Raw genomic sequence first — 20,048 nt, forward strand, 5'->3', positions numbered from 1 at the left:
ACCTTCAGTCCGGCACCTTCAGTCCGGCACCTTCAGTCCGGCACCTTCAGTCCGGCACCGCGCGGGCGTACCCGGGCGGGACGTCCAGGATCCGCAGGACGGCGGCGGCCAGGGTGGTGCCGGCGCCGAACCCGAGGAGCAGCACGTGGTCGCCGGGGGCCAGCGCGCCGGTGGCGAGCAGGTGGTGCAGGGCGACGAACTGGTCGCCGACGCCCAGGTGGCCGACGCGGGCGCCGTACTCCCAGGTGGTGTCGGCCAGGGTGAGCCCGAACCAGTTGGCGCCGCGGTGCTCGACGTCGTCGCGGCGTACGTGCGGGAAGGCGACCTTGGCCACGTCGTCGAGGGTGATGTCCGCCTCTTTGAGGGTGCGGTCGGCCAGCTCGATCATGGTCGTCTGGATGGCGAGCATGACGCGGGCGCCGTCGCCGTCCAGCAGGCGCTTGCGGAACTCGCGGTTGCGGGCGGCGAAGTCGAGGGGGCGGCCGACGGTCGCGTCCGGCGGCCACATCGGCACGCCGCCGTCGTTGACGGCCTCGGCCTCCGGCAGCACGGTCACGTTGACGGAGCACAGCTCGGCGAGGCCGGTGCCGGTGGTTTCGGCGGTGAGGAGCAGTGCGCACCCGGCGTCGCCCATCACGGTGCCCTCGATCATCCGCCACCTGTCGACGAGCGGGGTGCCGTGGTTGTCGGCGCCGACGAGCAGCGCGGAGCCGCCCGGCCGCAGGTAGCCGGCGGCGAGCTGGAGGGCGTTGAACAGGCCGCAGCAGCCCTGCCGCAGCTCGACGGCCGGGACGTGCCCGCCGGTGAGATGCTGCTGCAGGTAGTACTGCGGCGCCCAGCCCTCGGGGCCCTGGTGCCAGACGTCGCAGTACAGCAGCAGGTCGAGGTCGTGCGGCGACAGCCCGCCCGAGCGGTCGAACGCCTGCCGGGCGGCGCGCAGGCCCAGCTCGGGGGCCGGCACGTCGCCGGCCACGGCCGCGCCCAACAAGCCGAACCGCTCCACCTCGTCCGCCGGGTAGCGGCCCTGCGCGACGGCCGTCTCGACGGTGACGACCGGCGGCAGGTGGACGCCGATGCTGCGCAGGTACGTGCCGGAGGTGCGCATTCAGTCCTTCCCCGAGGGCACGGGGTCGCCCGACGCGTCGCGCAGCAGCAGCATCGGGTCGCTCAGCTCGTACAGGCCGCACATCGGCGGGCAGGCCTCGTAGCCGAGCAGCCGCTGGATGTCCTCGGGGTAGCCGCGCACCACGTCCAGGGGTATGGACAGGTACTGGTTCTCCTCTTGGCGGAGGTTGCCGAGGTCGTAGGCGTACGACAGGCCGGTGCGGGGCGCGTCGGAGCGGTTGGCGCCGGCGCCGTGGTAGGTGCTGCCGAGCCACAGCAGCGCGGAGCGGGGCCGCATCTCGGCGGGCACCGCCTCGTCGTCGCGCGGCCCGCGCTCGTCGTCCCAGCGGTGGCTGCCGGGGACGACGCGGGTGGCGCCGTTGCGCTCGGTGAACGCGCTGGCGGCCACCATGACCTGCATCCGGCTCTCCGGCCCGGGATGGGTGCGCAGGTGGGCGGTGTCGTCGCGGTGCAGGCCCTGTGGTCGCACGCCCGGCTGGATCTGGATCGCCCGCGAGATGCCGAGCTGGATCGTGGGGACGAACTCGATGCGCTGCTCGCCCAGCCAGGCGCGCACGGGCCGTTGCAGGAAGTGCCGGGCGCTGCCGAGGAAGTGCGGCTGCCGCATGATCGCGACCGAGTGGGCGCTGCGGCGGACCAGGCCCGGCAGGATCCGGGTCTTCTCGCCGACGAGCCGGCCGTCGCCGTCGGCCTGGCTCCGCAGGGCCGGGCCCAGGTCCTCCCACAGGCCGTTCAGCGTGTCGGCGTCGACGAAGTCCTCGATGATCACCGCTCCGGCCGCCTCGATCGCCTCGATCGCCGCGTCGATCGGGGCCGAGGCGGGCAGGGTGGTCAGCTTGGCATCGGTCATCCCGGCCTCCAGGAAAGGCTGTGTCTGGTGATGGGGGTCACGCGGCGCGGGCGGGCGGGCCGAACCAGCGCGCCAGGGCGTCGGTCAGGGACGCCGCGCCGGCGGGCGTGCTCCAGGCGACGAAGCCGTCCGGGCGGATGAGCAGGGCGTCCGCCGGGGCGTCGGCGCAGCCGGCGCTCACCACGTCCACGCGGCCGGACCAGGGCTCGGCGCGGGCGCGCAGGCCGGGGTCATCGGCGAGGTCGAGCAGCAGCGGGCGCCCGGTGCGTTGCAGCTCGGCGAGCCGTACCGGGCCGTCGGCGGTCTTGAGCCGCAGGTCGGGGCAGTAGCGGCCGACCAGCGGGCCGGTCAGCGACGGGTCGCCCATGTCGTATTCGACGTGCAGGTCGTCGACCACGGCGGTCAGGCGGCGGTTCGTGTGCTCGTCCATGAGCAGGTGGGTGAACAGCCGGCGCAGCGCGTCCACGTGCGGGCCGGGGCGCATCAGCGCGATGGAGGCGCGCTGGACCTCCAGCGTCTGCGCGCCGACCGGGTGCCGCTCGGAGGTGTAGGTGTCGAGCAGGCTCTCCTCGCACTGGCCGCGCGCGACGGCGGCCAGCTTCCAGCCGAGGTTGACGGCGTCGCCCAGGCCGAGCCGCAGGCCGGGGCCGCTCCACTGCGACTGCACGTGGGCCGCGTCGCCGGCGAGCAGGACCCTCCCCCGGCGGTACGTCTCGGCCTGCCGCTCGTTGTCGGTGAACCGGTTGATCTTGTGGATCTTGGTGACCGTCACGTCGGTGCCGCTCAGCCGGCGCAGCGCCGCCTGGAACTCCTCCCGCGTGATCGGCGCGTCCCGGCTGGCCGGCGGGCCGCTGAACTCCAGGGTGATGAACCGGGGCGGCCCCTCCTCGTACACCAGGAGCCCGTTGTCCTTGCGGAACCAGCCGGGCAGGTGGAAGCCGGGGTCGTCGATCTCGGCGAAGGCGCGGTAGCCGGTCGTGATGCCGTCGGTGCCGGGGAAGGCGATGCCGGCCAGCTTGCGGATCGTGCTGCGGCCGCCGTCGCAGCCGGCCAGCCAGCCGGCCGTCATCCGGTACGGCCCGCCGGGGCCGTCCACGTCCAGGTGCACCGCGCCGGCGTCCTGGGTGAAGCCGGTGACCGTGTGGCCGCGCCGTACCTCGACGCCGAGCTGCGCGGCCCGCCGGGCGAGGTCCCGCTCCAGCACCTGCTGGGGCACCAGCAGGTCGGGTGATTCCGGGCGGAGCACGAACATCGTGGCGAAGTGCCGCGCGCCCGGGAACGCCTTGGGTTGCAGGCTGTCGGGACGCCGTTCCCCGAGGGCGATGCGGGCCCGCTCCTCGTCCGTCGGCTGGGCGGGGGCGCCGTCGACGCCGATCATGAGGGCGCGGCGGTCGAGAATGTCGATGGCCCGGCCGGTGATGCCTTCGGCCTTGGGGTGGTGCTCGATGTCCGGCAGCCGTTCGAGCACCACCACCGGCACGTCGTGCAGGGCCACCTCGCACGCGAGCATGAGCCCGATCGGACCACCACCGACTACCGCGACCTGTGCCATTCATACCTCTGCTGGGGGCGTGAGCCTGCTGGAGGAATCGCTGGAGCGCCGACCGCGGGCCGGCGGTGCCGATGCTAAATCGGGTGGGTCAAAAATTACTAGTGGTGGTATTTACCTGATTTGTCATGCATAATCCCCTTCGTTTGTGATCAACGGCGCGCAGGTGGGAGGCCACCCATGAGCGACGGCCAGCCATCGACAACCGACCCGCCCTTGGAAACCGACGGGATCACCCCCTTCGACCCGCCCTTGGAAACCGACCGGATCACCCCCTTCGACCCGCCCGCCGGGCTACGGCGCCGGGCCGCGCTCAGCAGGCTGGCCTACCCGGACGGGCACCGCGGATGGGTGGCCACCGGCTACTCCGTCACCCGGGCGATCCTGGCGGACCCACGCTTCAGCACCCGGCGCGAGCTGCTGCACCAGCCGGTCGGCGGCGAGCGCGCCGTCGAGCCTCCAGAGCCCGCAGAGCCGGGCATCTTCCCGCACATGGACCCGCCCGAGCACACGCGCTTCCGCCGCCTGCTGAGCCACCACTTCGGGCCGCGCCGCGTCGCCGAGCTGACCCCGGCGATCGAGCGGTACACGGCACAGGCGCTCGACACCATGGCGGCCCGCACCGGGCCGGTCGACCTCGTCACCGCGTTCGCCATGCCGGTCCCGGCACTCGTCATCTGCGAGCTGCTGGGCGTCCCGGCGGACGGACGGGGCCGGATCCAGGCCGCCACCGCCGTCATGAACGACCTCGACTCCCGCCCGGAGCAGGTGTTCGAGGCCGTGACGACCATCACGGCGACGGTCCGCCGCGTCCTCGCGGACCCGCCGGAGGACGGGCTGCTGGCGCTCGCCGCGGCGAGCGGCGACCTGACCGGCGAGGAGCTCACGAACCTCGGCATGGTGCTGCTGGCCACCGGCCACCTGCCCACGTCGAGCATGCTCGCGCTCGGGGCGTTCGTGCTGCTGACCGACCCCGCCCAGCGGGCCCTGCTGCCCGCGCACCCGCACGAGGCGGTCGAGGAGCTGCTGCGCTACCTGTCGATCCTCCAGTTCGACGTACGGCGCACCGCTCTGGTGGACGTCGAGCTGGACGGCCACGTCATCGCGGCCGGCGAGACCGTGGTGCTGTCGCTGCCGGCGGCCAACCGGGATCCCGGCCGCTTCCCCGACCCCGACCGCCTGGACGTGACCCGCTCCGCGACCGGCCACCTGGCCTTCGGGCACGGCGTCCACCATTGCCTGGGGCAGCATCTGGCGCGGGCCGAGCTGCGCATCGGCCTGACCGCGCTGTTCGAGCGTTTCCCCGGCCTGCGTCTGGCCGTTCCAGCAGCCGAGGTGCCCACCCGCGACCGCATGGCGGTGTACGGGGTGGACCGGCTGCCGGTCACCTGGGGCGCCGGCCCCGCCGATCAGCCGAGAGAGGTTCCCGATCATGCGATACAGGACACTGGGTGACTCGGACCTGCGGACGTCGGTCGTCGGGCTGGGCTGCAACCGCGTCGGCGCGGGCGTCGACCTGGCCCGGACCAGGGCGATGGTGGACGCGGCGATCGACGCCGGCATCACGCTCATCGACACCGCCGAGTCGTACGGCGAGCCCGCCGGCGCCTCCGAGGAGCTGCTCGGCCAGGCGCTGGCCGGCCGCCGCGACCGGGTGGTGCTGGCCACCAAGTTCGGCGGCCCCGTCCGGAACGCGGCAGGCAGCCGGGCCGGCGTCCGGCAGGCGGTGGAGGGGTCGCTGCGGCGGCTGCGCACCGACCACATCGACCTGTACCAGTACCACGTGCCGGACGGCGTCACCCCGATCGAGGAGACGCTGTCCGCCCTGACCGAGCTGGTCCGCGAGGGCAAGGTGCGCTACGTCGGCAGCTCGAACGTCTCGGGGGAGCAGATCGGGGAGGCCGCGCAGGCGGCCAGGGCGGGCGGCCTCGTGCCGTTCGTCTCGACGCAGACCCACTGGTCGCTGCTGGAGCGGGACGCCGAGCGCGAGGTGGTGCCGGCGGCCCTGCGGCACGGCGTCGGCGTCCTGCCCTACTTCCCGCTGGCGCACGGGCTGCTGACCGGCAAGGCGCGGCGCGGGCAGGAGCCGCCGGAAGGGTCGCGGATCGCGCGGCTGCCCCACCTCCGCACGCCGGAGCGGCTGGACCGGGTGGAGGCGCTGGCGACGTGGGCCGCCGAGCACGGCCGCTCCCTGCTGGAGGTGGCCATCGGCGCCCTGGCCGCCCTGCCCGGCTGCGGGTCGGTGATCGCCGGCGCGACCGGCCCGGAGCAGGTGCTCGCCAACGCGGCCGCCGCAGGCTGGGAGCCGACCGCCGAGGAGCTGGCGCAGATCACCGCCCTGGTGCCGCCCGGCTGAGCGAGCGCCGCCAGTCGTTCAGGAACGGCCATTTCACGTCGAGCTTCACCAGCTCGATGACGCGGCGGTCGTCGAAGATGACGCGCTCGTTGCCCTTGTAGTAGCTGAACTTCGGCGCGTTCTTCTCGAACTCCAGACGACGGCGCATCAACGGCGGGGCGGGACCGGCTACCGGCCCGGCTCCCTGGCGGCGCTCAACGGGTCGCCGGCTGACTTGTTGAGCACGGCCAGGGTCACGACGTACCCGATGAACTCCAGCTCCCCGTCGTTCTTCTCCCACCCGTCGGCGCTGGTGCGCGGGGAGAGCACCCCTCCGACCGGGTGCCGGGCGTCGCCGCCGGGCAGGGGCTCCATCCGGGCGTGGGCCGCCGAGATGCGCGTGACCTCGGCCTCGACGCTCAGCTGGTCGGGGGACGGGTCGCTGTGGTGCTCCTCGCTCCACTCGATCGTGGCGGCGGTCTTCTCCCCCAGGGCGTTGGCCAGCCAGTCGCGGTCGGCCGGGACGAGGGTCCACGAGACCGTGGCGCCGACGCGGAAGGGCTCGCCGCAGCATTGCAGCTGCCAGTCGTCCACCCAGACGTTCCATCTCACCCCGCCGGTCTTGCCCATCCCACGAACGCTCCAACCGCGCCCCCTCCCATCCGGCCGCATGGGAACGAGCCGCCCAGGAACGGCCTACGAGCCGCCCAAGGCCGGGCCCGGCCGCGGGAAGGCGCCGATACGCTGCGCGCACGCGTACGGATCAAGCGCAGCAGGGGGCAGGACATGCGCAAGAAGGTTGGGCGGGGTCGCAGACGAGTGTCCGCGAAGACCCTGCTACTGGCAGGCGCGGCCGTCGCCGCCGTGGCGACCGCGCTGGCCGTCGGGAGCGGGGCCGGCTCGAGCCCGCCCACCGCCGGCCGGAACGCCTCGCCGCAGGGCACGACCGCCGCTCAGCAGGAGGACGCGCCGGCCGCCGCCCAGCTATGGGGCAAACCGGACACCGCCGCCGCCTCGTCCTCGCTCGGATCGGCGGCACTCTCCGGCAGCAAGACCGCAGGACAGACCAGCGGCGCGATCCGCGTGGGCGCGGACGCCGGCGCCGTCGAGCCGCGCACCCACCGCGAACCCGCCCGCCCCCGCCCAGCACCCGGCAACGCCCCCGCCCCCGCAGCCGGGAACGTGAGCGCCACCGGGAACGTGAGCGACACCGGGAAGGACCGGCACCGCCCCCGAGGCCCGAAACACAGGCCGGACACCCCTTCCTCCCACACGCCCGCATCGCCGCCCGGACGCCAGCAGGGCACGTCACTGCTCGGCATGCAGTGCGACCAGATGTTCCCGCCGTCCCGGCAGGAGTACCGGGTCCGCAACGTCGCCTGCCACCGCCTCCTGGGCTGATCCCCCGAGGACGGGCGGGGTCAGGGCCGGTGCCGGGGGCGGCGGCGGGCTCTGGGGAGGGGCAGCGGGGCCGGCCCTTCGACGACGGTGTTGCGGATGGTGCCGATGCCCTCGACGGTGAGCTCCACCACGTCCCCCGGCCGCAGCGGCGGCGGGTCCTGCTTGCCGTGCAGGCCCCACAGCTCGGCCAGGCAGCCGCCGTTGCCGCAGGTGCCGGAGGCGAGCACGTCCCCGGGGCGGACGCGGGTGCCGCGGGAGGCGTAGGCGACCAGCTCCTCGAACGTCCAGCTCATGTTGGACAGCAGGTCGCGGCCGAGCTCCGTGCCGTTGACGCGCGCCGACAGGGCCAGGCGCAGGAAGCCGTCGGCGTCCCGGTACGGCTCCAGTTCGTCCGCCGTCACCAGCCACGGGCCGAGGGTGGCGGCGGTGTCCTTTGCCTTGGCGGGGCCGAGGCCGACCCGCATCTCGCGGGACTGCAGGTCGCGGGCGGACCAGTCGTTGAAGATCGTGTAGCCGAGTATGTGGTCGCGGGCCTGCTCGGGGGTGAGGTCGGCGCCCTCCTCGCCGATGACGGCGGCGACCTCCAGCTCGAAGTCGAAGGCGTGGCAGCCGGGCGGGACCGGCACGTCGTCGTGGGCGCCGATCATGGCGTGCGGGTTGGTGAAGTAGAAGGCGGGGGCGTCGTACCAGGCGTCGGGGACGCCGCCGCGGCCCTCCACGCTCCTGCGCACCCCTTCGACGTGCTCCTCGAAGGAGACGAAGTCGCGCACGGAGGCCGGCTGGACCGGGGGGAGGAGCCGCACCTCCGCCAGCGGGATCGGCTCGCCGGTGCGCACGCCGCCGGGGATGTCGAGCGGACCGGTGTTCTCCGCCAGGGGCCGCACCATCCCGTCCTCGACGAGGCCGGAGCGGGTGCGGCCCTGGTGGGTGAAGGTGGCGATCCTCATCAGGTGGTCCTCATCAGGTGGTCCTCATCAGACGGGCGGGGCGACGAACACGCCGCGGTCGACGTCGTTGAACGACTCCTTGGCGATCAGCTCGTTCATGGGGTTGGCGGTGCCCCACTGGTCGGTGACCTCGGGCTGGGAGAAGTCGTGGACATGGGGGTGCCAGGTGTCCTCGTCGAGCTCCTCCAGCTCGGTGGTGTACTCGACGGTGTTGCCGTGCGGGTCAAGGAAGTAGGAGAACGTGTTGTCGCCGGCGAGGTGCCGGCCGGGGCCCCAGATCATGCGGACGCCGGCGCGCAGCAGCCGGCCGGTGCCGTACATGTACTCGTCGAGGCCGCGCAGCTCGAAGCTGACGTGGTGCAGGGAGGTGTGCGGGCCGCGGGCGATGGCCATGCTGTGGTGCTGCGGGTTGCAGCGCATGAAGTGCATGACCTGGCCCATGCGGGGGTGGGCGAGGGTGTCGGACAGGGCGAAGCCGAGGTGGGTCTCGTACCAGGTGCGGGTGGCGTCGATGTCGGGCGCGTTGAGCACGACGTGCGACAGCCGGACGGGAACGGACTCCTTGGCCTCCAGCTTGCGGTGCTTGCGGACGGCGACGTCGGCGGAGACCTCGACGGTGCGGCCGTCGAGGTCGAAGAAGCGGAAGCCGTAGCCGCCGCCGGGCGTGTCGAGCTTGCCCGGCTCGGAGATGATCTGCACCTGTGCGGCGCGCAGCCGCTCGGCCAGGGCATCCACGTCGCTTTCCGATGCGGCGCCGAAGGAGATCAGGTCGAGGCGCTTCTCGGCGGCCTTGCGCAGCCGGACGACGTACTGCTCGGGCGAGCCCTCCGCGGCCAGGAACGAGATGCCGCCGTCGCTCGCGACCTCGGTCAGGCCCCAGACGCCGGCGTAGAAGTCGCGCTGCTTGTCGTAGTCGGGCACGGCCAGGTCCACGTGCCGCAGGTGGGTGATGAGTCTCATGAGGGATCCTTCAGGTCGAACAGCCGGACGGCGTTGCCGCCCCGGATGGGGGTGCCGTCGAGCCCGGCCGCGCGCAGGGCGGCGAGCGGGTCGGGGTCACCCATGTCGAAGGGGAAGTCGGAGCCGAGCAGCACCCGCTCGGGCCCGGCGACGCGGACCAGCTCGCGCAGGGCGGCCGGGTCGTGGGTGAGGGAGTCGAAGTGCAGCTCGCGCAGGTAGCTGCTCGGCTCGCGGGCGCAGGTGCGGGCGTCGGGCCGCACCCGCCAGCCGTGGTCGGCCCGTCCGAGGTGGTACGGCAGGTAGCCGCCGCCGTGCGCGGCCAGCAACCGCAGCCCCGGATGCCGGTCGAGGACGCCCGCGAAGATCAGGTGGGACAGCGCGACCGCGTTCTCGACGGGCTGGCCGACGAGGTTGGACAGGTAGAAGCGGTCGAGGCGCTCGTCGAGCGTGCAGCCGAACGGGTGCAGGAAGATGACCGCGCCGGTCGCGGCGGCGTGCGCCCAGAACGGCTCGTAGGCGGGGTCGGACAGCTCGCGGCCGGGGGCGTGCGAGGAGATCTCCACGCCTTTCAGCCCGAGGGCGAGCGCGTCGTCGAGGGCGCCGGGCAGCAGCGAGGGGTGCTGAAGCGGGGCCAGGCCCAGGCCGTACAGCCGGTCGGGCGCCTGGGCGACGTGCGCGGCGACGCCTTCGGCGGCCAGGCGGCACACGTCGGCGGCGAGCTCCGGGCCGGCCCAGTAGTGGTAGTGGGAGGGGGACGGGCTGACGATCTGCACGTCCACCCCGGCCTCGTCCATCGCCGCCAGCCGGTCGGCGGCCCGGGTGAGCAGGCCGATCCGCGCGCCGATCATCGCGCCGGACACGGCGAGCGCGTCGGGGCCGTTGCGGCGGGCGTCCAGCTCCCGGTGGGCCGCCAGGCCGGGCTGCCCGGCCACCGCCTGCTCGATCTCGGGCAGCAGGACGTGCGCGTGCACATCAACGGTGATCACGGGCGCTCGCTCACCATCGCGGCGATCCGGCCCATCAGCCCGGGAAGGTCGGCGTCGCGCACCCCGTCGAGCTGCCAGCGGGCGAGCTGCACCGACGCCTTCACGACGGCCTTGACCCGGTCGTGGCGGCGGTCCATGAACGCCTCGAACAGGTCCTGGTCGAGGCGGTCGGCGGCGAGCAGCAGCTCGGCCAGGACGGCGGCGTCCTCCAGGCACTGCGCGGCGCCCTGGGCGAGCGTGGGCGGGCAGGCGTGCGCGGCGTCGCCGATCAGCACGGCGTTGCCGCGGTTCCACGGCCGCTCCACCAGCAGCGACTCGAACCAGGTGTAGTTGATGCGATCGGGGTCGGTGATGTCGGCGCGGATCTCGTCCCAGGCGCCGCCGTAGCCTTCGGCCAGCGCGCGCATGTGGGCGGCCTTGTCGCCGACGGCCTCGCGCGGGCGGGCCTTCTCGACGAGGTAGGCGTACATGGTGTCGGCGCCGGTCGGGCAGTAGCCGGCGATGAAGCAGGGGCCGCCGTAGATCAGGTCGGTGCGTTCGACGTCCTTGGGGCGGCGGGTGTGGACGCGCCAGATGCCCATGCCGACCGGCTCGGGCGCGGCCTCGACGCCGATCAGGCGGCGGACGTGCGAGCGGATGCCGTCGGCGCCCACCACCAGGTCGAAATCTGCGGTGGTGCCGTCGGAGAAGGTGACCGCGCCGCTGCCGGAGACGGCGTCCACGGTGAGGCCGTAGCGGACGTGCGCTCCGGCGTCGCGCACGGCGGCGGCCAGGATCGCGGCCAGCTCGGGGCGGTTCATGCCGACGGTGGCGGGCAGGTCGGGGCCGCCGGTGCGGGCGTCGGGGATCTCGGCGAGCAGGCTCCCGTCGGGCGCGCGCAGCCCGAGCGAGCCGAACGCGAACCCGGCGGCGCTGACCTGCTCCCACACGCCGAGGTCGCGCAGCACCCGCAGCGCGTTGCCCTGGAGCGTGATGCCGGAGCCGAGGGTGGTGGGGGCGGGCTCGATCTCGGCGACGGTCACGGTGACGCCGGCGCGGGCGAGCTGGATCGCCAGGGCGGAGCCGGCGGTGCCGGCGCCGACGATCAGGACGTTCCCGACTGCTGTCATGGGGGGCTCACTTGATGGCGAGGGGGTTGACGGGGGATCCGACCGCGCCGGTGACCGGCAGCGGGGCGGCGGTGAGGAAGAACTCGTACACGCCGTCTGCGGCGCAGTCGGCGGCCAGGGCGTCCAGGTCCCACATCTCGCCGACGAGCAGGCCGAGGTGCGGGATGACGACCTGGTGCAGGGGCTGGAACGCGTTGTCGAACTCGTTGGGGCGCACCTCGAAGCCCCACGTGTCGGTGGCGACGGCGGCCAGCTCGGTGCGGTGCAGCCAGCCGGCCGTCCAGAACGACAGGCCGGGCGAGGGGCCGCCGGCGTAGTCGCCCCAGCCGTCCCGCTTGGCCCTGGCCAGCCGGCCGGTGCGCACGCACACGAGGTCACCACGGCGGATTGCGACGCCGTGCGCCTCGGCGGTGGCGGTCAGGTGCTCCTCGGTGATGGCGAAGCCGTCGGGCAGCTCGCCGTACACGGCGGCCACGTCGAGCAGCACGCCCCGCCCGGCGACCGGGGCGGCCAGGTGCTCGATGCCGGTGACCAGGTCCCCCTCGCTGGTGACGACCTGGTCGGCGGGGCGGCCGTTCCAGGCGCGGCCGTGGTCGAAGATGTGGCCGAGGCCGTCCCACTGGGTGGAGCACTGCAGCGGCATCGCGATCACGTCGTCCGCGCCGCCGAGCCCGTGCGGGAACCCCTGGTCGCCGTGGACCGCGTCGAGGCCGGTGTCGAGCATGGTGTGCACCGGGTTCGTGCGCCGCCGCCAGCCCTTCTGCGGGCCGTTCATGTCGAAGCGCTGCGACAGCGAGAACGTCTCGCCCCGCCGGATCAGCGCGGCGGCGGCGCGGCGCTCGGCCGGGCCGATGAAGTTGACCGTGCCGCGCACGTCGTCCTCGCCCCAGCGGCCCCAGTTGGAGTATGTCGCGGCGGCCTGCGCGATGGCCTGCTCAGCGTTCATCGCGGCACCGGTTCCGCTGCGTGCCGAGCCCGGTGATCGTGCCCTCCATGACGTCGCCGTCGCGCAGCAGCCGCCCGTGGTGCAGGCCGTTGCCGGCCGGGCTGCCGGTCAGGACGAGGTCGCCGGGCAGCAGCGCGACGGTCTGCGACACGTACGACACGAGCCGGGCCACCCCGAAGATCATGTCCTTGGTGGACTCGTCCTGCATGACCTCGCCGTTCAGCTTGAGCGTCACCCGCAGGTCGCCCGGGTCGAGGAAGGCGGCCGGCACCAGGTACGGGCCGAGCGGGGTGAACGTGGGCGCGTTCTTGGCGCGCAGCCAGTCGGTGCCGATCTCCGGCATGTCCCGCCGGAACACCACCTCGCGCGCGGTGACGTCGTTGGCGATGGTGTAGGCGGCCACGTGCTCCAGCGCCTCGTCCGGATCCACCCGGTAGGCCGGGCGGCCGATCACCGCCGCCAGCTCCAGCTCCCAGTCCGGCTTGGCGCACCACGACGGGATCACCACGTCGTCGTACGGGCCGGTGACCGACGACGGCAGCCCGATGAACACGTACGGCTGGTCCTCGGCCGCCCGCCGGTCCATCATCGCCGCCACCTCGGCCCGCACCTGCTCGGCCGGTCGGCCGCCGGCGGGCTCGTGCGCCACGGCCAGCTCGATGACGTGGGTGCGGTAGTTGGCGCCGGACTGGAAGATCTGCCGGGGCTCGACGGGCGCGTGCACCCGCAGCTCCGCCACCGGCCGCCACTCCCCCGCCGGCGCGGCGGCGGCCTCGCGCAGCAGCGGCAGGACGTCGTCCCAGCGCTCCAGCAGCGCCCGCGTCGTGGGCGCGTGGGCGCTCAGGTCGAGGACCCGGTCGCCGGCGACGAGGCCGGGGAAGGCGGGGCCGGCTCCGGACGAGAACGTGCCGAGCGCGAACGGGCCGGCGAGGGACGGGGATGTTTCCACGAGGTTTCCTCCGAATGCGTCGCCCCTAACCTTGAAGCATCCGAAGGAATCTGGAAAATCGATTCTCTGGATCGCTACCATCCACCACATGGATGCCGCATGAACCTCGCCAGCCTCGACCTCAACCTGCTCGTCGCCCTGCGCGCGCTGCTGGAGGAGCGCAACGTCACCAGGGCGGGCCTGCGCGTCGGCCTGAGCCAGCCCGCCATGAGCGCCGCCCTGGCCCGCCTGCGCCACCACTTCTCCGACCAGCTCCTCGTGCGGCAGGGCAGCCGCTACGAGCTGACGCCGCTCGGCACCGCCCTGCTCGCCCCGGCCGCGACCGCCTCGGCGATGCTGGAGCGGCTGTTCGCCAGCCGCGCCGACTTCCAGCCGGCCACCGAACAGCACGAGTTCACCCTGCTGTCCTCCGACTACGGCATCGCCGTCTTCGGCGTGCGGCTGGCCCGCCTCCTGCACCGGGAGGCGCCGGGCGTGCGGCTGCACTTCCGGCACGTCACGCCCGAGATCGTCGAGCACGCCGGCACGGCGCTCGGCGGCGTCGACGGCATGCTCATGCCGCACGGCGTCGTCAGCGACCTGCCAGCCGTGGAGCTGTACCGCGACGAGTGGGTGTGCCTGGTCGCCGACGACCACCCGGAGGTGGGCGAGCGGCTGACCATGGACGACCTGGCCCGGCTGCCCTGGGTGATCTACCAGCGGCCGTTCGACGCGCCCGTCACCCGCCAGCTCACCATGCTCGGCCTCGACCCGTACGTGGACGTGACCGTGCAGAGCTTCCAGCTCCTGCCGGCGCTCGTGGCCGGCACCCGGCGCGTGGCGATGATCCAGCGCCGGCTGGCCGACCTGCTGCGCGACCTCGCCCCGGTGCGCGTGCTGCCCTGCCCGTTCGAGGCGGTCAGCCTGCGCGAGGCCCTGTGGTGGCACCCGGTGCACACCCACGACGCGGCCCACGTGTGGCTGCGCGAGATGGCCGCCCGCGTGGCCGCAGATCTGCTCTAGTCCAACAGATGGCCGCCCGCGTGGCCCGAGACCTGCTCTAGTTGTTCTAGTCCAGCAGTTCGACGTAGCCGTCGGTGCCGTGGACGCGGATCCGCTGCCCGTCCCTGATCCGCTGGGTGGCCCGCTCCACCCCGACGACGGCCGGCAGCCCGTACTCCCGCGCGATCACCGCCCCGTGCGTCATGAGCCCGCCGACCTCCGTCACCAGCCCGGCGACGGTGACGAACAGCGGCGTCCAGCTCGGGTCGGTGAAGGCGGTGACCAGGATGTCGCCCGCTTCGAGGTCGGCGCGCGCCATGTCGGTGACGACCCGGGCGCGGCCCTCGACGGTGCCGGCCGAGACCGGCAGGCCGGCCAGCGCGCCGGACGGGATGCCGGCCCGCCGGTGCAGGCCGTTGATGGCCTCGCCGTCGGAGGTGAGGACCCGGGGCGGGGTGAGCGCCTCGTACGAGCGGAACGCCGCCCGCCGCTCCCGGATGAGGCCCGGGTCGGCCGCGCCGGTGCGCGCGACCTCGTGCAGCTCGTCGAAGCGCAGGAAGAAGATGTCGTCCTCGGCGCGCAGGACCCCGTCGCGGACGAGCCGGCCGGCCTCGCGCAGCAACGCCTGCTTGTAGATGAAGTAGCGGGTGATCATGCTGTACTTCGGGTACTCGCGGTATCCGGCGAACGTGCGGACGCGGTCGATCATCCGCTTGGCCTCCTCCGCCTTGCTCTCCCCGTCGGGCAGGTCGCGCAGGCGCGCCAGCAGCTCCCTCTCCCGGCGCCGCGACTCCTGGAGCCCCTGCTCGAAGTGCCGCTTGCCGGCGCCCGGCTCGAAGTTCCTGACGTTGGCCAGGATGACGGGCACGAGCATGGCGGGGCGCTCGCTCCAGCGCGTCCGGGTGATGTCGATCTCGCCAGGGCAGCGCATGCCGTACCGGTCGAGGAAGCCCCGGATGGCGTCGCGCGCCTCCGGGCCGCCGGGCAGCCCGGCCAGCTCGCCGAGGAAGCCGTCGCCGTCGCGGCCCTCGTCCGCGACCCGCTGCAGGAACGCCACGACGTCGGGGTGCGGGCGGACGGCGTCGGCGACGTCGAGCAGCGCCAGCCCCATCTCGGAGGTGACGTTGTGCGGGACGGACTGGGTGAGCGCGTCGGCGGCGTTCTTCTCGCCCAGCCACTCCTCCAGGTGCTCGTTGAGCCACGAGGCCGCGTTCATCGACGCCATGATCACCGGGAGGCTGCGCGGGTCGCGCATGACCCGCTTCAGCTCCGTGAGGTCGTTCAGGATGAAGTCGAACAGGGCCGGCCCGGACACCCCCTGGATGTCGTGCCGCAGCCGGGCGACGGACTCCTCGTGCTGACTGATCAGCTCGGTGACGATGGCCGGGTCCGTCTCGATCGAGGCGGGCGGGTCGAAGACGGGCGGCGTGCCGGCTCCCTCGGCGGGGGAGGCGAGGGCGAGGTCGCCGCGGTCGAGCAGGGTCCGCAGGGCGTCGCCCACCAGCGGGTCGGACTTGCCGAGCATCCCGAAGATGCCCGCCCGGCCCGCCGGGGTGGCCAGCATGGGGGCCACGTCCACCCACAGCCGCCCGCCCGCCTCGTACATCGGCCGCGGGGTCGTGAGCTGCCACACCGACAGGCCCAGCGGCTTCATCGCGTCCGTCATCATCTGCTGGTGGCCGACGGAGACGAAGATGTGGTCGTCCTGGTCGGCGGTCTCCGGGACGGGGAACAGGGTGGTGATCGGCCGGCTCTGCACGATGAAGAAGTCGTCGCCCGCCAGGCACCACTCGATGTCCTGGGGGCGGCCGAAGTGCGCCTCGACGCGCCGGCCCAGCCGTACCAGGCGCACGGCCTGCGCGTCGGTCAGCACGCGCCGGGTGCGGCGCTCCGGCTCGACCGGCGCCTCCCGGGTGCCGCCCTCGGGGGACGCCTGGAACAGCCGCGGCTTGGTGGCGACCGTCGCGGTGAGCACCTCGTCGTCGCGCACCGTGTAGACGTCGGCGGGCACCAGGCCGGAGACCAGCGCCTCGCCCAGCCCCCAGCCGGCCTCCACGGTGGCGACCTTCCTGTTCGAGGTGACGGGGTCGGCGGTGAACAGGATCCCGGCCGCGTCCGGGAACACCATCCGCTGCACGACCACGGCCATCCGCACCTTGCGGTGGTCGAAGCCCTGCCGGCACCGGTACGTCACCGCCCGCTCGGTGAACAGCGAGGCCCAGCACCGGCGGACGTGCCGCAGGACCTCCGGCAGGCCCGCGATGTTCAGGTACGAGTCCTGCTGGCCGGCGAAGGACGCCGTCGGCAGGTCCTCGGCCGTCGCGCTGGAGCGCACCGCGTACGGGCCCTGCTCGCCGAGCCGGTCGAGCGCTTCCCCGATCGCCGCCGCCACCTCGTCCGGGATCTCGGCACCTTCGATGAGGTCGCGGATGCCGGCGCTGACGGTGCGGATCGTCGCGTGATCGTCGGGCTTCACGCCCGCCAGCAGGTCGAGCCGGGCCTCGATCGCGGGCACCTCGTCCATGAACCGCCGGAACGCGTCCGTCGTGACGCAGAAGCCGTCCGGCACGCGCAGGCCGTCGAGCCGCGACAGCTCGCCCAGGTTCGCCCCCTTGCCGCCGACGTCCGCGACGTTCGTCGAGTCGATCCGCTCGAAACCCATCACGTAACCCAAGGCCGTTGCCCCCATCCTTCGTCGGGTCGGTTCGCAACGGGCAAGTATGAACCACTTTTTCGCGCCTCATGAGGCCGCCGGATCTGCTATAAAGTGAAAGTGGCGGGGTGGTGTGCCCACGTGTCCGATCCGTGGCCCCCTCGCATTCCTCCGGCCGTTCAGCTCGCGAAGCTGCGGCGCGCAGTTCCGCCCGCCCTGGCCGTGACGGTTATGGGCGGGTTATGCGGGTGACTGCATGATCTTTTCGGGCGCCGTGCCCCATCTCATGGCTGACCACGAAGGATCATATGAAGAAGTACATCCTGCTCGCGGCCGTCGCCGCCCTGGGCCTCAGCCTGACCCCAGGAGGCGTCGCCGGTGCCGCCGCTCCCCCGCCAACGATCACGTGGGCTCCGTGCCCCGAGGACACGACCGCCGAATGCGGCGCGCTGAAGGTGCCCGTCGACTGGGACACTCCCGGCGGCGCCACCATCGACCTGGCGGTGGCCCGGCGCGAGGCCGCCGGCCCGGCAGCGAGGGTCGGCTCCTTGGTCGTCAACCCCGGCGGGCCGGGCGCCTCGGGCGTCGACTTCGTGGTGCACGGCAGCGGCTACTTCAGCGCCGAGCTGCGCGGCCGTTTCGACATCGTCGGGTTCGACCCGCGCGGGGTGGGACGCAGCCACCCGGTGGTCTGCTCGGCGGCGCTGGTGCGCGAACGTCCGCACCCGCTCATCGAGAACCAGAGCGACATGGACGCCTGGGTGTCGTTCAACCAGCGGCTGCAGAAGGACTGCCGGGCCCGCACCGGGCCGCTGTACGACCACGTCAGCTCCCTGGACGTCGCCCGTGACGTGAACGCTCTCCGGGCGGCGCTGGGCGAGGACAAGCTCACCTACTACGGCGTCTCACACGGCACCCTGATCGGCCAGGCGTACGCCGAGCGCTTCCCCGGCAAGGTCAGGGCGCTCGTGCTCGACTCCAACTTCGACCACAGCGTGGACACCGCGGCCTACCTGAACACCACCGCCGCCCATGCGGCGGGGGCGTTCGACCAGTTCGTCATCTGGTGTGAGGCGACGGCGTCGTGCGCGCTGCACGGCACCGACATCCGGGCGTTCTGGAAGAGGCTGCTCGACCGGGCCGACCGCGGGGAGCTGCACGAGCCGGGCCTGCCGGACGTGCCGATGGGCGCCTACGAGCTGGTGAACACCGCGTTCGCCGGGCTCTACAACCCCAACTGGGCGGAACTCGCCCACCTGCTGCAGGCCATCGACACCGGCGGCCCCGGCCCTGCGGCGAGCGCCCAGAAAGACGAGGAGGTGCCCGTCAGCACGCCGGTGTTCTGCCAGGACTTCCACCTGCCGGTCGCCGACCACGCGCAGTACGCCTCGCTCCTGCGCCGGCAGGCGCCGCGGGCCAGGGACATGAGGTACAGCCCGCCCGCGCTGGGCCGGATCGCCGGCTGCCTGGGCCAGCCCACGCCCATCCCCAACCCGCAACACCGGCTGCGGGTGGACGCCACCCCGCCCATCCTGCTGGCCTCCTCGCTCAACGACCCCGCCACCGGCTACCTGTGGACGCTCAGCACGGCCGAGCAGATCGGCGCCGAGGCCCGCGTGCTCACCTACGAAGGCTCGGGACACGGCGTGTACGGCCGCAGCGCATGCACCACCGGCGCGATCGACCGCTACCTGATCTCGCAGTCGATCCCCGCCCACGGGGTGCGCTGCCCGGAGGTGCGACCTGCGCCCCTCGCCCCGAAGAGCGAGCTGGCGAACGGGGCCTGAGAGGGGACGCGTCACTTCAGGGTCTGGTGCCGGTGTTCGCGGATCTGGTCGTGGTGGTCGGCGACCCAGGTGATCAGGGACGTGACGATGTGGTGGAGGCTGCGGCCCAGCGGCGTGAGGGCGTACTCCACCCGCGGCGGCACCTCCGCGTAGGCGGTGCGGGTCACCAGGCCGTCCTGCTGGAGCTGGCGCACGGTCAGCGTGAGCATCCGCTGGGAGATGCCGGGGACGTCGCGCTGCAGGTCGGTGTAGCGCAGCGGGCCCGCCTCGAGTGCGGCGATCACCAGCAGGCTCCACTTGTCCCCGACGCGGTCCAGGATCTGGCGGACGAAGCCCATCTGCTCGGCGGGGATGCCGGCGCACGGTCCTCGGCCTGCTGCGGCACCTGGCCTGGCTGCGACGTCCATGGCGCACATTCCCTTCCGGCACGCACATCGATGTGCCTTTTGTACAGCCTTCCACACTGGTCCATCATGGCGTTACGCACAAACAGTAGGAATTGAGGTGCGGCCACGGGAACAGCGCAGCCTCCGGGGCCGCCGGCACGCCGTCCATCGTGCCGTCGCCGCCAACGACGCGGCGATCCGCGGCCAGGACGGCTACGCGGTTCCCACCGCCCACACCTGATGCAGACCTGATCCACACGCCGGCCGGGCGTCCGCTCCGCGCATGTCCCGGCGGCCACCACACGGAAGAGATCCCACTATGCCCACTCTCGCCATCGTCGGCGCCGGCCCCGGCATGGGCCTGACCATCGCCCGCACCTTCGGCAGCCGCGGCTTCGACGTCGCCCTGATCGCCCGTACCAAGGAGAAGCTGGAAACGCTGGCCGGCCGGCTCGGCCAGGAAGGCATCACGGCCGCCGCGTTCCCCGCCGACCTCCTCGATCGCGCCTCACTGACCGATGCCCTGGACGCGGCCAAGGCCCGCTTCGGCGGCATCGACGTCCTGGAGTACTCGCCGGCCCCGCATTCCCCGGTGCCCGGCCTCACCATGGTCGCCCCCTCAGAGGTCACGATCGGCAATCTGCAACCGATGATCGAGTACGCCTTCTACGGCGCCGTCACGGCGGCCCAGGCGGTGCTGCCCGCCATGCGCGAGGCGGGCGCCGGGACCCTGCTGTTCACCAGCGGCGGCGGCTCCGTGGACCCGCTACCGATGTTCGGCAACGCCAACGCCGCCCAGGCGGCTCTGCGCAACTGGGTGATCAACCTGAACAAGGAGCTGGCCGGCAGCGGCGTGCACGCCGCACACGTGGCGATCAACGTCTGGATCGGCGGAGGCGGCCCGGAGGGCAGCCCGACGGCCACGCCCGAGCAGATCGCGCCCCTGTACTGGGACCTGCACGAGAACCGCGACCGCTCCGACGCCGTCTTCAACGCCTGACCGACCGGCGCGCCGGTCCCGCAGGTGATCACGACAGGGATCGACGAGTGCGGGCCGGCGACCGGGGGCGGGACGACGTGGCCG

Annotated in this window: 20 protein-coding genes; 7 read left to right on the forward strand and 13 right to left on the reverse strand. The window is 73.2% G+C overall.

Features of this window, described 5'->3' with window-relative positions; all coding sequences use genetic code 11:
* Positions 1–46 precede the first annotated feature (46 nt).
* The 3 genes from HCN51_RS25690 to HCN51_RS25700 are packed head-to-tail and all read right to left on the reverse strand — an operon-like array spanning position 47 to position 3,527.
* Positions 47–1,105, reverse strand: a complete 1,059-nt coding sequence (locus HCN51_RS25690; RefSeq protein ID WP_168012361.1) for a ketoacyl-ACP synthase III family protein — start codon at positions 1,103–1,105, stop codon at positions 47–49.
* The gene (locus tag HCN51_RS25695; protein WP_168012363.1) at positions 1,106–1,975 is read right to left on the reverse strand and encodes a phytanoyl-CoA dioxygenase family protein; all 870 of its coding nucleotides are present in this window, start codon (positions 1,973–1,975) and stop codon (positions 1,106–1,108) included.
* Between the two features lie 37 nt (positions 1,976–2,012).
* Positions 2,013–3,527 (reverse strand): FAD-dependent monooxygenase, encoded by a 1,515-nt coding sequence (locus HCN51_RS25700; protein WP_168012365.1) that lies wholly within the window; start codon positions 3,525–3,527, stop codon positions 2,013–2,015.
* Positions 3,528–3,704: 177 nt separating this feature from the next.
* On the opposite strand from HCN51_RS25700, the gene HCN51_RS25705 reads away from it, so the two are divergent.
* Both HCN51_RS25705 and HCN51_RS25710 read left to right on the forward strand, forming a co-directional pair.
* Positions 3,705–4,979, forward strand: a complete 1,275-nt coding sequence (locus HCN51_RS25705) for a cytochrome P450 (protein WP_168012367.1) — start codon at positions 3,705–3,707, stop codon at positions 4,977–4,979.
* Positions 4,957–5,880: an aldo/keto reductase gene (locus tag HCN51_RS25710; protein ID WP_168012369.1), complete on the forward strand. Its 924-nt coding sequence runs from the start codon at positions 4,957–4,959 to the stop codon at positions 5,878–5,880. The genes HCN51_RS25705 and HCN51_RS25710 overlap by 23 nt, the downstream gene beginning before the upstream one ends.
* Here the strand turns inward: HCN51_RS25710 and HCN51_RS25715 are convergent.
* Positions 5,855–6,028: a hypothetical protein gene (locus HCN51_RS25715; protein WP_168012371.1), complete on the reverse strand. Its 174-nt coding sequence runs from the start codon at positions 6,026–6,028 to the stop codon at positions 5,855–5,857. The two genes, HCN51_RS25710 and HCN51_RS25715, sit on opposite strands and share 26 nt — an antisense overlap.
* Positions 6,029–6,048: 20 nt before the next feature.
* The gene (locus tag HCN51_RS25720; protein WP_168012373.1) at positions 6,049–6,489 is read right to left on the reverse strand and encodes a DUF6578 domain-containing protein; all 441 of its coding nucleotides are present in this window, start codon (positions 6,487–6,489) and stop codon (positions 6,049–6,051) included.
* 189 nt (positions 6,490–6,678) lie between these two features.
* On the opposite strand from HCN51_RS25720, the gene HCN51_RS25725 reads away from it, so the two are divergent.
* Positions 6,679–7,260, forward strand: a complete 582-nt coding sequence (locus HCN51_RS25725; protein WP_168012375.1) for a hypothetical protein — start codon at positions 6,679–6,681, stop codon at positions 7,258–7,260.
* Positions 7,261–7,280: 20 nt separating this feature from the next.
* On the opposite strand, the gene HCN51_RS25730 is transcribed toward HCN51_RS25725, so the two are convergent.
* From HCN51_RS25730 to HCN51_RS25755, 6 genes are read right to left on the reverse strand one after another with little or no spacing between them, the layout of a single operon-like run.
* On the reverse strand, positions 7,281–8,207 hold the full coding sequence (locus HCN51_RS25730) for a fumarylacetoacetate hydrolase family protein (RefSeq protein WP_168012377.1): 927 nt from the start codon (positions 8,205–8,207) through the stop codon (positions 7,281–7,283).
* 27 nt (positions 8,208–8,234) lie between these two features.
* Positions 8,235–9,167: a VOC family protein gene (locus HCN51_RS25735; RefSeq protein ID WP_168012379.1), complete on the reverse strand. Its 933-nt coding sequence runs from the start codon at positions 9,165–9,167 to the stop codon at positions 8,235–8,237.
* On the reverse strand, positions 9,164–10,153 hold the full coding sequence (locus HCN51_RS25740) for an amidohydrolase family protein (protein WP_346433796.1): 990 nt from the start codon (positions 10,151–10,153) through the stop codon (positions 9,164–9,166). Before HCN51_RS25740 ends, HCN51_RS25735 begins: the two co-directional genes overlap by 4 nt.
* The gene (locus HCN51_RS25745; protein WP_168012381.1) at positions 10,150–11,262 is read right to left on the reverse strand and encodes an FAD-dependent monooxygenase; all 1,113 of its coding nucleotides are present in this window, start codon (positions 11,260–11,262) and stop codon (positions 10,150–10,152) included. Before HCN51_RS25745 ends, HCN51_RS25740 begins: the two co-directional genes overlap by 4 nt.
* 7 nt (positions 11,263–11,269) lie before the next feature.
* The gene (locus HCN51_RS25750; RefSeq protein WP_168012383.1) at positions 11,270–12,208 is read right to left on the reverse strand and encodes a cyclase family protein; all 939 of its coding nucleotides are present in this window, start codon (positions 12,206–12,208) and stop codon (positions 11,270–11,272) included.
* A complete protein-coding gene (locus tag HCN51_RS25755) occupies positions 12,198–13,157 on the reverse strand; it encodes a fumarylacetoacetate hydrolase family protein (RefSeq protein WP_346433797.1) in 960 nt (319 codons plus the stop codon). Before HCN51_RS25755 ends, HCN51_RS25750 begins: the two co-directional genes overlap by 11 nt.
* A gap of 99 nt (positions 13,158–13,256) precedes the next feature.
* Here HCN51_RS25755 and HCN51_RS25760 point away from each other — a divergent pair, with 99 nt between their 5' ends.
* Positions 13,257–14,159, forward strand: a complete 903-nt coding sequence (locus tag HCN51_RS25760; protein ID WP_168012387.1) for a LysR family transcriptional regulator — start codon at positions 13,257–13,259, stop codon at positions 14,157–14,159.
* A 46-nt stretch (positions 14,160–14,205) separates the two neighbouring features.
* Here the strand turns inward: HCN51_RS25760 and rph are convergent, their stop codons facing one another.
* Positions 14,206–16,803, reverse strand: a complete 2,598-nt coding sequence (gene rph, locus HCN51_RS25765) for a rifamycin-inactivating phosphotransferase (RefSeq protein ID WP_346433808.1) — start codon at positions 16,801–16,803, stop codon at positions 14,206–14,208.
* A gap of 296 nt (positions 16,804–17,099) precedes the next feature.
* On the opposite strand from rph, the gene HCN51_RS25770 reads away from it, so the two are divergent.
* A complete protein-coding gene (locus HCN51_RS25770; RefSeq protein WP_168012391.1) occupies positions 17,100–18,578 on the forward strand; it encodes an alpha/beta hydrolase in 1,479 nt (492 codons plus the stop codon).
* An 11-nt stretch (positions 18,579–18,589) separates the two neighbouring features.
* Here the strand turns inward: HCN51_RS25770 and HCN51_RS25775 are convergent, their stop codons facing one another.
* Positions 18,590–18,985 carry a winged helix-turn-helix transcriptional regulator gene (locus HCN51_RS25775; RefSeq protein WP_206067796.1) on the reverse strand — a complete coding sequence of 132 codons (396 nt, stop codon included), beginning with the start codon at positions 18,983–18,985 and terminating at the stop codon, positions 18,590–18,592.
* A 97-nt stretch (positions 18,986–19,082) separates the two neighbouring features.
* Between HCN51_RS25775 and HCN51_RS61480 the strand changes: the two genes are divergently transcribed.
* Entirely contained in the window at positions 19,083–19,205 is a 123-nt protein-coding gene (locus tag HCN51_RS61480; RefSeq protein ID WP_277350092.1) for a hypothetical protein, read from the forward strand.
* 78 nt (positions 19,206–19,283) lie between these two features.
* Positions 19,284–19,964, forward strand: coding sequence for an SDR family NAD(P)-dependent oxidoreductase (locus HCN51_RS25780; RefSeq protein WP_168012395.1), 681 nt, complete (start codon positions 19,284–19,286; stop codon positions 19,962–19,964).
* Positions 19,965–20,048: the final 84 nt, after the last annotated feature.

Origin of the sequence: Nonomuraea composti (assembly GCF_012034275.1) — a bacterium.
GTDB classification, from domain to species: Bacteria; Actinomycetota; Actinomycetes; order Streptosporangiales; family Streptosporangiaceae; genus Nonomuraea; species Nonomuraea composti.

Bases quoted from the DNA above. Each gene is read 5' to 3' on its own strand.
- HCN51_RS25760 (WP_168012387.1), top strand. From the start codon at position 13,257: ATGAACCTCGCCAGCCTCGACCTCAACCTGCTCGTCGCCCTGCGCGCG.
- HCN51_RS25735 (WP_168012379.1), bottom strand. From the start codon at position 9,167: ATGAGACTCATCACCCACCTGCGGCACGTGGACCTGGCCGTGCCCGAC.
- HCN51_RS25690 (WP_168012361.1), bottom strand. From the start codon at position 1,105: ATGCGCACCTCCGGCACGTACCTGCGCAGCATCGGCGTCCACCTGCCG.
- HCN51_RS25780 (WP_168012395.1), top strand. From the start codon at position 19,284: ATGCCCACTCTCGCCATCGTCGGCGCCGGCCCCGGCATGGGCCTGACC.
- HCN51_RS25770 (WP_168012391.1), top strand. From the start codon at position 17,100: ATGAAGAAGTACATCCTGCTCGCGGCCGTCGCCGCCCTGGGCCTCAGC.
- HCN51_RS25705 (WP_168012367.1), top strand. From the start codon at position 3,705: ATGAGCGACGGCCAGCCATCGACAACCGACCCGCCCTTGGAAACCGAC.
- HCN51_RS25775 (WP_206067796.1), bottom strand. From the start codon at position 18,985: ATGGACGTCGCAGCCAGGCCAGGTGCCGCAGCAGGCCGAGGACCGTGC.
- HCN51_RS25730 (WP_168012377.1), bottom strand. From the start codon at position 8,207: ATGAGGATCGCCACCTTCACCCACCAGGGCCGCACCCGCTCCGGCCTC.
- HCN51_RS25695 (WP_168012363.1), bottom strand. From the start codon at position 1,975: ATGACCGATGCCAAGCTGACCACCCTGCCCGCCTCGGCCCCGATCGAC.
- HCN51_RS25710 (WP_168012369.1), top strand. From the start codon at position 4,957: ATGCGATACAGGACACTGGGTGACTCGGACCTGCGGACGTCGGTCGTC.
- HCN51_RS25745 (WP_168012381.1), bottom strand. From the start codon at position 11,262: ATGACAGCAGTCGGGAACGTCCTGATCGTCGGCGCCGGCACCGCCGGC.
- HCN51_RS25700 (WP_168012365.1), bottom strand. From the start codon at position 3,527: ATGGCACAGGTCGCGGTAGTCGGTGGTGGTCCGATCGGGCTCATGCTC.
- HCN51_RS25715 (WP_168012371.1), bottom strand. From the start codon at position 6,028: ATGCGCCGTCGTCTGGAGTTCGAGAAGAACGCGCCGAAGTTCAGCTAC.
- HCN51_RS25750 (WP_168012383.1), bottom strand. From the start codon at position 12,208: ATGAACGCTGAGCAGGCCATCGCGCAGGCCGCCGCGACATACTCCAAC.
- HCN51_RS25720 (WP_168012373.1), bottom strand. From the start codon at position 6,489: ATGGGCAAGACCGGCGGGGTGAGATGGAACGTCTGGGTGGACGACTGG.